The following is a 13,522-nucleotide window of genomic DNA, read 5'->3' as shown; positions in this document are numbered from 1 at the left end:
CCGCATCCGTCACCCTTAGTGGATTTTTGGCATTAATTTATCGTAGGAACGATAGCGTTTTGCCATTATTGTGGCAAGCCATCCACGAACAGTTTCAGTTCGCCCGGTGCGAACGGGATCCAGGTTTCGTTATTGGTGAGCGGTTCGGTGACGATGATGGCAACCCGGTCGTTCGGCGTGGTCACCTGCGAAAAGTCGACCGACAGGTCTTCGTCCGACAGCGACGCGGCGGTGAACGGATACTTGCGCACGATGTAGCACAGCTTGGTCGAGCAGTGCGTGAACAGCGCGGTGCCGTCCGACAGCATCATGTTGAAGGTGCCGTGTGCGGCGACCTGCGGCACCAGCCGCGCGAGCGCGGCGCGCAGTTCGGCCAGCGAGGGCGCACTGCCGGCAGCGCCGTCGCCGAACTCGTCGCGCAGGCTTTGCATCAGCCAGCAGAAGGCCAGCTCGCTGTCGGTATTGCCCACCGGACGAAACGGCCCATGGAGTACGGGCGCGAAATCCTTGAGGTCGCCGTTGTGGGCGAACACCCAGTAGCGTCCCCACATCTCGCGGACAAACGGATGGCAGTTCTCGAGCGCGACCTGGCCTTGGGTGGCCTTGCGGATATGGGCGATGACGTTGGTGGACTTGATCGGGTATTGCTTGATCAGTTCGGCAATCGGCGACGCGATGGCGGCCTGGTGGTCGACGAAGTGGCGTACTCCCCTGCCCTCGAAGAAGGCGATGCCCCAGCCGTCGTGGTGAGTATCGGTGCGTCCGCCGCGGTGGGCGAAACCGGTGAAGGAGAAGACGATGTCCGTGGGGACGTTGCAGTTCATTCCGAGGAGCTGGCACATGGCGCGCAGCTTATCACGCCCAGAGGTGCCATGGCGCTATTACCCCTCGGAGCGGTAATAGCGGTTTGCTGTGATTAGTGCAGGACGACCGGCTGGCTCATCAGGGTGTCGTAGGAACCCAGGAAGTCGTCGATTTCTTCCATGGTCGGCTCGCTTGCGATGAGGTTGTTCACATCGCGACGGAACGATTGCGCCAGTTTGCCGCCGATGAACGCTTCGCGCCGGCCGGCCTTGTCGACGATCTCGTAGCCACCGAAGCGCAGGGCTTCGAGGTCGCGATCGATGCCGAATTCGACGACGCTGTATTGTTCGCTGTTGTAGATCATGTTCATGATGACTCCTTCTCTCGATCAGAGTAATTGTGCGCATCAACCGCACGGCGGCGGCGGTTGGCTGATCACTTCGGTTAAGAGGTGGGGCTCTCTGGACCGATTACAAGACCACACAATGTAAGCAGAGGTGTCAGGCGTGTATGGTCGGATCCAGTGCCAACAGCTGATCGTATGGCGCTTCTTGCAGCCACGATCGCAACTGATCAAGGTGCTCACTGCTCGCCACACCGATGAACAGGCGTTCCGGGCCTTGGCGCAGCAGTCGATTTAATGTTACACGCAAAACCAGGTTGCCGGTGCAGCACACACACCCGACTGCGAGTCGGACAAGTCTGACAGAAGAGTTTGTTGGGATGGATGAAGTACCTGGGGCCAGGCCTTCGAGGATGACGGCATTGAAGCCATCGGAAGCGGCCGGTGCGCCATCGAGCAGCGCGGCGATGGCCGCCTCGCGCGCGGCGGGAGACGAGCCGGTGACCAGGGTGGTCGCCACCCGCGCACCCGGCACGCCCAATCAGACGCCTTTCTTGGCGAGCTTGCCCGGCTCGACGCCGAGCTGCTTGAGCTTGCGGTACAGGTGGGTGCGTTCGAGGCCGGTCTTCTCGGCCACGCGCGTCATGCTGCCGCCTTCACGGCCCAGATGGTGTTCGAAGTACATGCGCTCGAAGGCGTCGCGCGCTTCACGTAGCGGCAGGTCAAACGACAGCGTGTATCCGGTGCCCTCGCCTTGCGACATCGCATGGACCAGGCGCGAGCCGTTGGCCATCTGCGGCGCCTGCGGCGCGAACATCGGCGCCGCCGCCACGGACGCGCCGGCGCCGTTGTCGGTCATGGGAAGCGTTGCAGCTGCGACCGGGCGCGGCGGCGCCATGGGCGCGCGCGCGACTTCCTGTGCGCGGGTCAGGCCCTGCTGCACGGCCTTGAGCAGCTTTTGCAGGGCGATCGGCTTTTCGAGGAAGTTCAGGGCGCCGATGCGGGTCGCCTCGACCGCGGTATCGATGGTGGCGTGGCCGGACATCATGATGACCGGCATGGTGAGCAGGCCGTCGCGCTGCCATTCCTTGAGCAGGGTGACGCCGTCGGTGTCGGGCATCCAGATATCGAGCAGCACCAGGTCGGGCGCCCCCGCAGCGCGCGCCTCACGGGCCTGCTGTGCATTTTCCGCCAGCGTGATGGCATGGCCTTCGTCGCCCAGGATTTCCGAGAGCAATTCCCGGATTCCCATTTCATCATCAACTACGAGTATGTTCGCCATCTTGTAAACCTTCCTGATCTCTTACCCGTGCATTTGCTACGACCCGGTGCGATTCTATGCCGTCTTTTATATTTCGGACAAGTTCGCCTCAGGCGCTAACTTTAACAGCAAAATGAATACGGATGCGCCACATCCGTCCGGACGGTTCCCGATGTCGATCCGGCCGCCGTGTTCGTCGATGATCTTCTTGACCATCGGCAGGCCCAGGCCGGTGCCGCGCGCCTTCGACGTGACGTAGGGCTCGAAAGCGCGCGCCAGGATGCGCGGCGAGAAACCGGGGCCGTTGTCGGTGATCGCCAGGCGCACCGCGGTGCCGTCGGCGCCGTCCGCGCCTTCGTAGTGGATCGCCTCGGTGGTGACGTCGACGCGCGGCGCGGGCGCGTCCGGGCCGCGGTCGACCAGCGCATCCTGCGCGTTCTGGACCAGGTTGTGGATCACCTGGCGCAGCTGGGTGGCGTCGCCCATTACTTTTGGCAGAGCCGGCGCCAGGGCGGCATGGATGATGTCGGAACCGTCCTCGGACAGGTAGAGCTGCAGGATCTCGCCGATCAGGCCGTTCAGGTCGAGCGGCTCCAGCACCGCCGGCGGCGTGCGCGCATAGTCGCGGAAATCGTCCACCATGCGCTTCATGGCGTCGACCTGGTTGACGATGGTGGTCGTGCTCTTCTTCAGCAGCTCGGCCTCGTGCGGCGGCAGGCTCGATTCCAGCTTCATCTGCAGGCGCTCGGCCGACAGCTGGATTGGCGTGAGGGGGTTCTTGATCTCGTGCGCCAGGCGCCGCGCTACTTCGCCCCAGGCCACCGAGCGCTGCGCCGAGATCACGTCCGAGATATCGTCGAACACCACGATGAAGCCACTGCCGGTACCCACCGGCAGGCGCGAGCCGCGCGCCAGCAGCGTGATGTCGTGGTCGTGCTCGTGATCGTGTCCATCGCTGCCGCCGCGGCGCGGGATCTCGATCTGCTGCTGCCAGTGGGCGCGCCGGCGCCGGTCGGTGCTGGCCGCGCTCTGGGCGCTCTGGGCCGAGATCGCGCGCGTGACGCAGTTATAAAAGGTTTCCATGCCCGCGATGCTGGCCAGCGGCCCGGCCAGCGCGCCCGGCTCGACCTGCAGGATGCGGTAGGCGGCGTCGTTCGAATTGACCACCCGCCCTTCGGCGTCGAGCACGAGCACGCCCGCGGACATGTTGGCCAGCACCGATTCCAGGTGGGCCTTGGCGTTCTGCAGCGCCGTGCGATTGCGCTCGACCGCGCTGCGCGCCTCGAACAGCTGGCCGGTCATGGCATTGAAGGAGCGCGTCAAGGTGCCGAGTTCGTCGTTCGTCTCGACGGTCGGGCGCGGCGACAGGTCGCCCTCGGCCACCGCCTGCGTGCCCTCGGCCAGCACCAGCAGGGGCTGGGCCAGGTTGCCGGCGATCAGGAAGGCGCTGCCGATCGCGCCGAAGATGGCCAGCAGCAAGGTCAATGTCAGGGTCTCGATGTACATCTTGCGCAGGCCGCGCCGGGACTGGTCGCGCGAGCGGTATTCCTCGGAGGCGCTGCGCAGCACCACTGCATTGGACGCCAGGTTGACCGGCACCGCCTGCAGCAGCTGCAGGTAGCGCGGCTCCATGCCTGCCGCCTCGGGCACCGCCAGCACCACGCGCAGGCGCAGGCCGGTGGCCGCATCCAGGGCGCTCCCGCCTTCGTCCTGCCTGCCCGCCTGCACGGGCGCCTCGCGCTCCATCGTACCCTCCGGGCGCGCATAGCCGCCCGGCAGCGCGGCCGACCTGAGCATGTCGGGGGTCGGGCGGTCCAGCTCGAGGCTGGCGTTGCGGTCTTGCGCGGCCGAGGCCAGCAGGGTGCCGTCGGCCGTGAGCAGCATCGCGCTCTGCAGGCCGCTGATGTCGTTCACCAGGCCGCTCAGCACGCCCTGCACCATCACCGCATCCTGGCCCGCCAGGGTGGCGGCCGCGGTCTGGCCGGTCGCTCCCAGTTCGGCCACGGCTTCGTCCAGTGCCGCGCGGCCGAGGTTCAGGCCGGATTCGATCGCGGCCTCGATCTTGACGTCGAACCAGCTGTCGATCGAGTGCGAGACGAACTGCACCGACACCATGAAGATCACCAGTCCCGGCAGGATGCCGATCCCGGCAAACAGCAGCACCAGCCTGGCCACCAGCCGCGAGCCGAACTTGCCGGCCTTGTAGCGCGAATACAGGCGCGCCAGCGCGACCACCACCAGCAGCAGCAGCAGCACCGCCATGCCGGCGTTCACGCCCAGCAGCCAGGTGTAGTAACGGTCGAAGAAGCCCGAGTTGTCGGAAGCCGAGGCGAGCAGGAACAGCAGGATCGAGACGATGGCGCCGCCCACCACGAGGGTGTAGCGCAGCGCCTGGTTGAACGATTTACCGCGCATCCGGCTTACTCCGCACGGTAGGTAAAATTCTTCTTGTTCGAGGTCAGGCGCCAGCTCGAATCATTGATGGCGTTCACCTGCAGCGGCTTGGACAGGAAGTCGCGGTCCATGAACATGCGCACCGAGACGTTGTACACCTCGCCCTGCTTCAGCGCCCCCTTGGGCGCGATCAGCCAGCGCGCCGGGCGCCGGATCAGCGACAGGGCGTCGTCGAGGGTATTGAAGGGCTGCGGCACGCTTCCGCCGATGGTGACGATGTACTGGCGCGTCAGCATGTCGTAGGAGATGCCGATGGTGCGCTTGGAGAACACCGCCTTTTCGTCGCGCCACCACCAGCGCGGGCGTGTCATTTCGATCTCGGTGGTGAAGTGCAGCTTGATGCCGTGCTGGACCGCGTCCTGCAGCTCGTGGTTCAGGTCGAAGGCGAAGGCGGTGTTCAGGCGGTAGCCGTCTTCGCCGGACTGGATTTCGACCTTGGTGATATCGATGACATCGGCCGCCCGCGCCTGCGTGCACGCGAAGACCAGCAGCAGCTGGCAAGCGAGAAGGCAGAGAAATCGTAACGTCACGGGTGCGCCGGAGCCTAAAAATGGTTAGCCGAGGGTTGAAGCCGAAGCCTGGTCATTCGGGAAGACCATCGCGCCGCTTGTTTCTTTTTTTTGGAACAGCGCGTAGAACAAGCCGTCATGATCCTGCCCGGCACCGCTGGCTGGCAGTAGCTGGCCCGGCGCGTCGAGGCGGATGGCGTCGTGGCGCGCCGCGAATGCGGCAGCCTGGGCCTCCGATTCCTGGGGCCAGAGCGAACATGTCACAAACAACAATTTACCATTGGGCAGCAACATCTGCCAAAGGTTGTCGAGTATTTTGCTGGAAAGTGTTGCAAGTTGGAGCGTGTCGGACTTGCGGCGCAGCCAGCGGATGTCCGGGTGGCGGCGCACGATGCCGGAGGCCGTGCACGGCACGTCGGCCAGGATACGGTCGAACGGACGGCCGTCCCACCAGCCGCTGTCCTGGGCCTGGGCCGCGACCAGCTTCGCACGCAAGCCAAGGCGGCCGAGGTTGTCGCCGACCCGCGCCAGGCGCTGGGGATCGGCGTCGACCGAGGTCAGGTCGACGTCGGCGGTCTCGAGGATGTGGCCGCTCTTGCCGCCGGGCGCCGCGCAGGCATCGAGCACGCGCATGCCATCGTGCAGATCGAGCAGCCCCGCGGCCAGCTGGGCGCCGGCGTCCTGGACCGACACCACGCCGTCGTGGAAGCCCGGGATCTGGCCGACATTGACGGCCTGCGCCAGGCGCACCGCGCCCGGGCCCACCTGCTCGGCCGCGATGCCGGCATCGTGCAGCTCCTTCAGGTAGGTATCGACGCTGCTCCGGCGGCGGTTCACGCGCAGCGTGAGCGGCGGGTGGGTGTTGCCGGCCGCGAGAATCGCTTCCCAGTCGGACGGATAGGCCGCGCGGGTACTGTCGATCCACCACTGCGGATAGTTCCAGCGCGCCAGCGGTTGCTTCAGGGCTTGCGCCACCAGGGCCTCGCGCTCGCGCAGGAAGCGGCGCAGCACGGCATTGACCATCGCCTTGGCGTGGGCAAAGTCGGGATGGCTGGCCGCCGCGTGCACGGCCTGGTCCACCACGGTAAAGGCTTCGTAGGGGGCCGGTGTGCCTTCCGGCGGGTCGAGCAGCGCCAGCGCGGCCGACAAGAGGCCGCCCAGCATCGGCGGCTCCGGCGCCTTCGACGTCATCAGGCCCAGCAGGGTTTCGCTGCGGCCGAGCTGGCGCATGCTGCGGTAGGCGATGTCCTGGATCGCGCCGCGCGCCTGCGGCGTGACGTCGTAGGCGGTAAATACGGCGCTGAGAGCCTGCGGCAACGCGGTGCCGCCGCGCACGCGCGCCACGGCATTGGCCGCGCCCAGCAGGCTCAGGGCCAGCGAATCGGCCTTCAGGTCGGGACGGTAGTCGTGCTGCGGCGCCACCCTGGCTTCGTGGCTCGGCCGCAAAGTCGCCGTGCCGCGCGGTGCGGCAGGCTCGGGGCGCTCGCGGCGTGCGGCGGCGGCCTCGCGCTCGGGCGACGGACGGTAGGTCGGCTTGGAAGCGGCCGCCCCATCCGCCGCCTGATGCGATTTTGCAGACGACGACGGCCGAGCCCTGCCATCGGGCGCGGCGGCGCGTGCCGGCCTGGCTTTTGGTTTCAGGGAGAGCGTCGGGCGCTTGTCGGTCATGGCGGATTCAATACAGTCGAAAAAGGCCCCCATTGTACCGGCATAGGCTTTGGTGCCGCTTAAGCAAGAAATCATCGGAGGCGCGCCCGCGCCGAAGTGCACATCGAAGTGACATATTGCGCGCCGGGTTAAACCACGCATTGCCGATTCAGTATAATGCTCCCTGTTTGCCTGCCCGCAGGCCCGCCATTTTTTATCAGATCGACATCCCATGCTCGCCCAACAAAAACAAGAAATCGTTGCCCTGTTCCAGGCCGCCCTTGCGCCGATCGTCGCCGGCAGCGATCTCGCCACCACGCTTCAACAGCTGAACATCGTCCTCGAGCGTCCGCGCGACCCGAGCCACGGCGACATCGCCTGCAATATCGCGATGCAACTGGCCAAGCCGCTCAAGACCAACCCGCGCGAGCTGGCCACCCGCCTGGTCGCCGCCCTGCTGGCCGAGCCCGCTGCCGCCGGCCTGGTCGAGTCGGCCGAGGTCGCCGGCCCCGGCTTCATCAACCTGCGCGTAGCCGCCGGCGCCAAGCAGTCGGTCGTCAAGACCGTGCTCGAGCAGGCCGAAGGTTTTGGGCGCGCCAGCTCCGGCCAGGGCCACCACGCCATCATCGAATTCGTCTCGGCCAACCCGACCGGCCCGCTGCACGTCGGCCACGGCCGCCAGGCCGCGCTGGGCGATGCGCTCTCGTCCCTGTTCGAATCGCAGGGCCACGACGTCACGCGCGAGTTCTACTACAACGACGCCGGCGTCCAGATCGCCACGCTGGCCACCTCGGTGCAGGCGCGCGCACGCGGCTTCAAGCCGGGCGACGCCGAATGGCCCGAGTCGGCCTACAACGGCGACTACATCGCCGAGATCGCCAGCGACTTCCTGGCGAAAAAGACCGTCTCGGCCAGCGACGGCGCGCCCGCCACCGCATCGGGTGACGTCGACGACATCGAATCGATCCGCCGCTTTGCCGTGACCTACCTGCGCAACGAGCAGGACCAGGATCTGCAGGCCTTCGGCGTCAAGTTCGATAACTACTACCTCGAGTCCTCGCTGTACGCGGACGGCAAGGTCGAGCAGGCCGTGCAGGCCCTGGTGGATGCGGGAAAAACGTATGAACACGAAGGCGCGCTGTGGCTCAAGACCACCGACTACGGCGATGACAAGGACCGCGTGATGCGCAAGTCCGACGGCACCTACACCTACTTCGTGCCGGACGTGGCCTACCACATCCAGAAATTCCGCCGCGGCTTCGACCAGGCCATCAACGTGCAGGGCAGCGACCACCACGGCACCATCGCCCGGGTGCGCGCCGGCCTGCAGGCGGTCAATATTGGTATCCCGCGCGGTTACCCTGATTATGTGCTGCACAAGATGGTCACCGTCATGAAGAACGGCGAAGAGGTCAAGATCTCCAAGCGCGCCGGCTCCTACGTGACGGTGCGCGACCTGATCGAATGGTCGGGCAACGGCGACGTGACGCGCGGCCGCGACGCGGTGCGCTTCTTCCTCATCTCGCGCAAGGCCGATACCGAATTCGTGTTCGACGTCGACGTCGCGCTGGCCACCAGCGAAGAAAATCCGGTCTATTACGTGCAGTACGCCCACGCGCGCATCTGCTCGGCGCTTGCCAACTGGGGCGGCGATGAAGCGCTGCTGGCCAATGCCGACCTGTCGCTGCTCACCACCGCGCACGAAGCCAGCCTGCTGGCCAAGCTGGCCGCCTATCCGGAAGTGCTGGCACGCGCCAAGCTTGAGCTGGGCCCGCACCAGGTGGCGTTCTACCTGCGCGAACTGGCCGGCGAACTGCACAGCTACTACTTCGCGCACAAGTGGCTGCTCGACGACGACGACGCCCTGAAGCTGGCGCGCCTGGCCCTGGCCACCGCCACCCGCCAGGTGCTGCGCAACGGACTGGCCCTGATCGGCGTGTCGGCCCCGAGCAAGATGGAACGCGCACCCACCGAAACCCAAGAGTAAGCGCAACATGACCGCAATCCGTACGTTCTCCCCGCTGCGCCAGCGCGGCAGCACCCTGACCGGCATCATCATCGGCCTGATCGTCGGCCTGGGGATTGCCGTGGCGGTCGCGCTCGTGATCACCAAGGGCCAGTCGCCGTTCACCGACCGCTCCAACAAGATGGGCCGCCCGGCCGACCTCGAGCCGAGCCAGGCCAGCGACCCGAACAAGCCCTTGTACGGCAACCGCGAAGCCGCGCGCGAAGCCAATCGCCAGATCGCCGAGCGCGCCGCCCGTCCGGCTCCGGCCCCGGAGCCTGCCGCCGAAGCGGATCCGCTGGGCCAGGCCATCGCCGGCATGCAGGGACAGCAAGCTGCACCGGCGGCTACGCCGGCCGCACCCGCAGCCGCACCGGCCACCGCGGCAGCCCCTGCTCCGGCAGTGCCAGCAGCGGCCCCGGCCGCCGGCGGCGACGGCTACATCTACTACCTGCAGGCCGGCGCCTTCCGCGAGATGTCCGACGCCGAAAACACCCGCGCCAAGCTGGCCCTGCTCGGCTTCGAAGCGGCCATCACCGACCGCAACACCGACAGCGGCGTGCTGCACCGCGTGCGCGTGGGTCCGTACACCGGCCAGGAAACCATGAACAAGGCGCGCGCCAAGCTGCTCGACAGCGGCATCGTCGTCGACATCGTCCGCAACCAGCGCTGATCCCTTTCCACCTGACCGAAGGACCCGCATGGACCCGCTTCGCCGCCTGATCTGTTCCACCGCCCTGCTCGCCGTTCCTGGTTTCGCCGTCGCTTCTCCCTCGCCCGGAGCGCCGGACCGTCCGAAAGAAGGCGCGGAATACCAGGCGCTGCCGGAAGCGCAGCCGACCGACAGCGGCGGCAAGATCGAGGTGACCGAGTTCTTCGCCTATTACTGCCCCCACTGCTACGCCTTCGAGCCTTTCCTGGCCGACTGGGTGAAAAAGCAGGGGAACAACATCGCGTTCAGGCGCGTGCACGTGCCGCACGGCGAACGCATCGCGGCCCAGCAGCGCCTGTTCTTCACGCTCGAGTCGCTCGGCATGCTCGACCAGTTCCACGGCAAGGTGTTCAACGCCTACCACGTCGAACGCCTGCCGCTGGCCCAGGACGAGCAGGTGTTCGACTGGGCCAGCCGCGCCGGCATCGACCGCGCGCGCTTCATCGATGCCTACCGTTCGTTCGGCGTGCAGGCCAAGGTGCGCCGCGCGCAGGCGATGATGGAGTCCTACCGCATCACCCACTGGCCCATGATCGCCATCGACGGCCGCTTCCTGACCTCGCCCGGCATGGTCAGCGAATCCGGCAACGTCAGCGGCAACGAGGCGCTGCAGGGCACCCTGCAGGTGATGGACAGCCTGGTCGCACGGGCCAAAGCGAACAGGAAATGACCGCAACGCGGGGCCGCGCGGACCGGGTGTTCATCACCGGCGCCTCGAGCGGCATCGGCGCGGCCCTGGCGCGCGAGTACGCGGCGCGCGGCGCCTCCCTCGGCCTGCTGGCGCGGCGCCGGCCGCTACTGGCAGAACTGGCCGCCAGCCTTCCCCACCCCGAACGCCACCGCATCTATGCGGCCGACGTTACCGATCATGCGGCGCTGGCCGCCGCCGCGGCCGACTTCATTGCGGCGAACGGCGGCGCCGACATCGTGATCGCCAGCGCCGGCATCTCGCACGGCACGCTCACCGAGCGCCCGGCCGACCTGGCGGTGTTCGACGCCGTGTTCGCGACCAACGTGAACGCCACCGTCGCCACGTTTGCGCCTTTCATCGACGCCATGAAAGCCCGGCAGGGCCCGCGCCGCCTGGTGGGGATCGGCAGCGTGGCGGGCATCCGCGGCATGCGCGGCGCCGGCGCCTACTGCGCCTCCAAGGCGGCGGTGCACAGCTATTGCGAATCGCTGCGCCTCGAACTACGCGCATCCGGCATCAAGGTGGTGACCATCGCCCCCGGCTACATCGATACCCCCATGACCCGCAACAACCGTTTTCCCATGCCCTTCCTGATGCCCGCCGAACGCTTCGCCGCGCAGGCTGCAAACGTGATCGCGCGTGGCGCCAGCTACCGCGTGCTGCCCTGGCAGATGGGCGTCGCCGCCGGGCTGCTGCGCCTGCTGCCCAACGCCCTGTTCGACCTCGTGTTCTCGCGCGCCCCGACCAAGCAAAGGCAGGGCGAAGCATGAACGCCGACCGTATCGCGTCGCTGTCGCGCGCCGGCGTACTGGTGGAAGTCGTGCCGGAGACCGGCTCCACCAACGCCGACCTGCTGGCGCGCGCTTCGCAACTGACCGAACCGGTACTGCTGGTGGCCGAACACCAGACCGCCGGCCGCGGCCGCGCCGGGCGCAGCTGGCTATCGTCGAGCGAAAACTCCCTGACCTTTTCGCTGGCCTGGAAGTTCGACGGCGGCCCGCATGCCTTGCTTGGCCTGCCGCTCGCCGTCGGCGTGGCGCTGGGCGACGCACTTGCCGGGCTCGGCGTGCAGGTCGGGCTGAAATGGCCGAACGACGTGCTCAAGGACGGCGACAAACTCGCCGGCATCCTGATCGAAACCCAGTGTGCCCCACCTGACCATGGCGGCGGCACCTGGGCCGTGATCGGCATCGGCCTGAACCTGATCATGCCCGACGAAGTCGAGGCGCTGCTCGGCCGCAGCGCCGCCGGCGCGCCCTGGCTGGCGCGCATGGAGCGCGACGTGCTGGTGGCCGCCCTGCTCGATGCGCTGGCCGACGCGCTGCGCCTGTTCGCGCGCCAGGGTTTCGGCGCCTTCAGCGCGCGCTGGAACCTGCGCCATGCATGGCAGGGGCAGCCGGTCGTCATCCTCGACCAGGGCCAGGTGCTGCACGAAGGCCTGGCCGCCGGTGTCGACGACGCCGGTCGCCTGCTGCTGGACACGGCGGCGGGCCGCATCGCGGTACTGGCGGGCGACGTCTCGCTGCGCTTGAACCAGTGAAAAGGGAATGAACATGCTGCTGCTGGTCGACGCGGGCAATACCCGCATCAAGTGGGCGCTGGCCGCACCAGGTGCGCCGCTGGGCGCCTGGACCCTGCTCGATGCGGTGTCGCACGCCGGACTGGACGATGCGGCGACTACCTGGCGCAGGGCAGGCGTGACGCGCGCCATCGTCTCGAACGTGGCCGGCGCAGCGGTGCGCGAGCGCATCGCGCAGGTGCTGCCGGCTGGGGTGGCGGTCGAATGGTTCGCCTCCACCGGCGAACGCGCCGGCCTGCGCAACGGCTACCGCAACCCGGCGCAGCTGGGCTGCGACCGCTTCGCCGCCGCCATCGGCGCGCGCGCGCTGGCGCCCGGGCAGGACGTGATCGTGGCGACCTGCGGCACCGCGACCACGGTGGATGCGCTATCGGCCGACGGCCGCTTCATCGGCGGCATGATCCTGCCCGGCCTGGCCCTGATGGCCGGCTCGCTGGCCCGCAACACGGCGCAGCTGCCGGCGGTGACCCCGGGTGCGGCCCCTCCCCCGCTCTTCGGCGACAACACCGACGACGCCATCGTCTCCGGCGTCCTGTCGGCCCAGGCCGGCGCGATCGAGCGTGCCTGCGCGGCCCATGGCCCACACGGCGCCGGCGCCTGCATCGTGTCAGGCGGTGCGGCGTCTTATATCGCACAAGTCCTCAAGTTCCCGCACCAAGTGGTCGATAACATCGTGCTGGTCGGACTGCATGCGGCGGCCACCCAATGAACGGAGAGCCTCCTTGTTGAAATTCGTATTCTGGGCACTGCTGGCGCTGAACGCCCTGCTGGTCGCGTATGTCCAGGGCTACCTCGGCAAACTCGACAGCGGCGAGCGCGAGCCGCAGCGCCTGAAGAACCAGCTGGCCGCCGAGCGCATGGTGCTCCTCAGCCCGGCCGAAGCGCGCGCCGCCGCCACCGCCGCCGCACCGTCGACCGACACGCCGGCCGCACCTGTGCCGCAGCCTGCCGAACCTGCGCCTGCACCTGCGCCGGCAGTCGAGACCATCGCCTGTACCCAGGCCGGCGCCTTCGCGGCCAGCGATGCGCGCCGCTTCGACACCCGCATCGCACGCCTCGCGCTCGGCGCGCGCGCGACCCGCACCAGCGTGCCCTTCCAGGAAGTCACCAGCCACCTGGTTTACCTGCCGCCGAACGGCGGCAAGGAAGGCGCCGACCTGCGCGTGGCCGAACTGAAGGAACGCGGGGTCGCGAACTTCTTCGTGATGCAGGGAGAGTCGCCGCTGAAATGGGCGGTGTCGCTGGGCGTGTTCAAGACCGAGGCGTCGGCACAGAGCCTGGTGGCGGCGCTCGGAAAACAGGGCGTGCGCGGCGTGCGCGTGCTGCCGCGCGGCCCGCAGGGCACCCGCACGACCTGGCAGTTCCGCAACCTGACGCCGGACGAGCGTGGCCGCGTGGCGGGCATTGCCGACGACTTCGCGGGCGTGCAGTTGCGGCCTTGCCGCTAAGGGCGCGCACAGGCATACCAGCCTGGCAAGACATCCTGTTGTCGGCGTCCTATGATGCTTGTCCATGAC

14 protein-coding genes are annotated in these 13,522 nt (G+C 67.6%); 7 read left to right on the top strand and 7 right to left on the bottom strand.

All coding sequences use genetic code 11. The annotated features are described in order from the left end of the window. Positions 1–65 precede the first annotated feature (65 nt). From AC56LU_RS21110 to rsmB, 7 genes are all read right to left on the bottom strand, one after another. On the bottom strand, positions 66–842 hold the full coding sequence (locus tag AC56LU_RS21110; protein WP_497177579.1) for a class II glutamine amidotransferase: 777 nt from the start codon (positions 840–842) through the stop codon (positions 66–68). Positions 843–916: 74 nt separating this feature from the next. Beyond that, positions 917–1,174: a BTH_I0359 family protein gene (locus AC56LU_RS21105; protein ID WP_497177578.1), complete on the bottom strand. Its 258-nt coding sequence runs from the start codon at positions 1,172–1,174 to the stop codon at positions 917–919. 130 nt (positions 1,175–1,304) lie between these two features. Continuing rightward, positions 1,305–1,667 carry a GTPase gene (locus AC56LU_RS21100; protein ID WP_497177577.1) on the bottom strand — a complete coding sequence of 121 codons (363 nt, stop codon included), beginning with the start codon at positions 1,665–1,667 and terminating at the stop codon, positions 1,305–1,307. Positions 1,668–1,688: 21 nt separating this feature from the next. Beyond that, complete coding sequence (locus tag AC56LU_RS21095; protein WP_497177576.1) at positions 1,689–2,429, bottom strand: response regulator; 741 nt, start codon at positions 2,427–2,429, stop codon at positions 1,689–1,691. A gap of 66 nt (positions 2,430–2,495) precedes the next feature. Next, on the bottom strand, positions 2,496–4,823 hold the full coding sequence (locus AC56LU_RS21090; protein WP_497177575.1) for a sensor histidine kinase: 2,328 nt from the start codon (positions 4,821–4,823) through the stop codon (positions 2,496–2,498). Positions 4,824–4,828: 5 nt separating this feature from the next. Then, a complete protein-coding gene (locus tag AC56LU_RS21085) occupies positions 4,829–5,392 on the bottom strand; it encodes a DUF4390 domain-containing protein (protein WP_497177574.1) in 564 nt (187 codons plus the stop codon). Positions 5,393–5,416: 24 nt separating this feature from the next. Continuing rightward, positions 5,417–7,039, bottom strand: coding sequence for a 16S rRNA (cytosine(967)-C(5))-methyltransferase RsmB (rsmB, locus tag AC56LU_RS21080; RefSeq protein ID WP_497177573.1), 1,623 nt, complete (start codon positions 7,037–7,039; stop codon positions 5,417–5,419). A 211-nt stretch (positions 7,040–7,250) separates the two neighbouring features. Here rsmB and argS point away from each other — a divergent pair, with 211 nt between their 5' ends. The 7 genes from argS to AC56LU_RS21045 are packed head-to-tail and all read left to right on the top strand — an operon-like array spanning position 7,251 to position 13,453. Further along, on the top strand, positions 7,251–9,005 hold the full coding sequence (argS, locus tag AC56LU_RS21075; RefSeq protein ID WP_497177572.1) for an arginine--tRNA ligase: 1,755 nt from the start codon (positions 7,251–7,253) through the stop codon (positions 9,003–9,005). Positions 9,006–9,012: 7 nt separating this feature from the next. Beyond that, on the top strand, positions 9,013–9,696 hold the full coding sequence (locus tag AC56LU_RS21070; RefSeq protein WP_497177571.1) for an SPOR domain-containing protein: 684 nt from the start codon (positions 9,013–9,015) through the stop codon (positions 9,694–9,696). 28 nt (positions 9,697–9,724) lie between these two features. Then, positions 9,725–10,405, top strand: a complete 681-nt coding sequence (locus AC56LU_RS21065; RefSeq protein ID WP_497177570.1) for a thiol:disulfide interchange protein DsbA/DsbL — start codon at positions 9,725–9,727, stop codon at positions 10,403–10,405. After that, positions 10,402–11,196 carry an SDR family oxidoreductase gene (locus tag AC56LU_RS21060; protein WP_497177569.1) on the top strand — a complete coding sequence of 265 codons (795 nt, stop codon included), beginning with the start codon at positions 10,402–10,404 and terminating at the stop codon, positions 11,194–11,196. Before AC56LU_RS21065 ends, AC56LU_RS21060 begins: the two co-directional genes overlap by 4 nt. Continuing rightward, on the top strand, positions 11,193–11,966 hold the full coding sequence (locus AC56LU_RS21055) for a biotin--[acetyl-CoA-carboxylase] ligase (protein WP_497177568.1): 774 nt from the start codon (positions 11,193–11,195) through the stop codon (positions 11,964–11,966). The genes AC56LU_RS21060 and AC56LU_RS21055 overlap by 4 nt, the downstream gene beginning before the upstream one ends. Positions 11,967–11,979: 13 nt before the next feature. Next, complete coding sequence (locus AC56LU_RS21050; protein WP_497177653.1) at positions 11,980–12,714, top strand: type III pantothenate kinase; 735 nt, start codon at positions 11,980–11,982, stop codon at positions 12,712–12,714. Between the two features lie 13 nt (positions 12,715–12,727). Next, positions 12,728–13,453 carry an SPOR domain-containing protein gene (locus tag AC56LU_RS21045; RefSeq protein ID WP_497177567.1) on the top strand — a complete coding sequence of 242 codons (726 nt, stop codon included), beginning with the start codon at positions 12,728–12,730 and terminating at the stop codon, positions 13,451–13,453. The last annotated feature ends 69 nt before the right edge of the window (positions 13,454–13,522 follow it).

It is taken from the genome of Telluria sp. PB2R4, assembly GCF_059685695.1.
This window is presented reverse-complemented; position numbering and strand designations above follow the sequence as displayed.

What these genes read in the sequence shown, in the direction of transcription:
- AC56LU_RS21110 (WP_497177579.1), bottom strand. Translation starts at nt 842, where the DNA reads ATGTGCCAGCTCCTCGGAATGAACTGCAACGTCCCCACGGACATCGTC.
- AC56LU_RS21105 (WP_497177578.1), bottom strand. Translation starts at nt 1,174, where the DNA reads ATGAACATGATCTACAACAGCGAACAATACAGCGTCGTCGAATTCGGC.
- AC56LU_RS21095 (WP_497177576.1), bottom strand. Translation starts at nt 2,429, where the DNA reads ATGGCGAACATACTCGTAGTTGATGATGAAATGGGAATCCGGGAATTG.
- AC56LU_RS21090 (WP_497177575.1), bottom strand. Translation starts at nt 4,823, where the DNA reads ATGCGCGGTAAATCGTTCAACCAGGCGCTGCGCTACACCCTCGTGGTG.
- rsmB (WP_497177573.1), bottom strand. Translation starts at nt 7,039, where the DNA reads ATGACCGACAAGCGCCCGACGCTCTCCCTGAAACCAAAAGCCAGGCCG.
- argS (WP_497177572.1), top strand. Translation starts at nt 7,251, where the DNA reads ATGCTCGCCCAACAAAAACAAGAAATCGTTGCCCTGTTCCAGGCCGCC.
- AC56LU_RS21070 (WP_497177571.1), top strand. Translation starts at nt 9,013, where the DNA reads ATGACCGCAATCCGTACGTTCTCCCCGCTGCGCCAGCGCGGCAGCACC.
- AC56LU_RS21065 (WP_497177570.1), top strand. Translation starts at nt 9,725, where the DNA reads ATGGACCCGCTTCGCCGCCTGATCTGTTCCACCGCCCTGCTCGCCGTT.
- AC56LU_RS21060 (WP_497177569.1), top strand. Translation starts at nt 10,402, where the DNA reads ATGACCGCAACGCGGGGCCGCGCGGACCGGGTGTTCATCACCGGCGCC.
- AC56LU_RS21055 (WP_497177568.1), top strand. Translation starts at nt 11,193, where the DNA reads ATGAACGCCGACCGTATCGCGTCGCTGTCGCGCGCCGGCGTACTGGTG.
- AC56LU_RS21050 (WP_497177653.1), top strand. Translation starts at nt 11,980, where the DNA reads ATGCTGCTGCTGGTCGACGCGGGCAATACCCGCATCAAGTGGGCGCTG.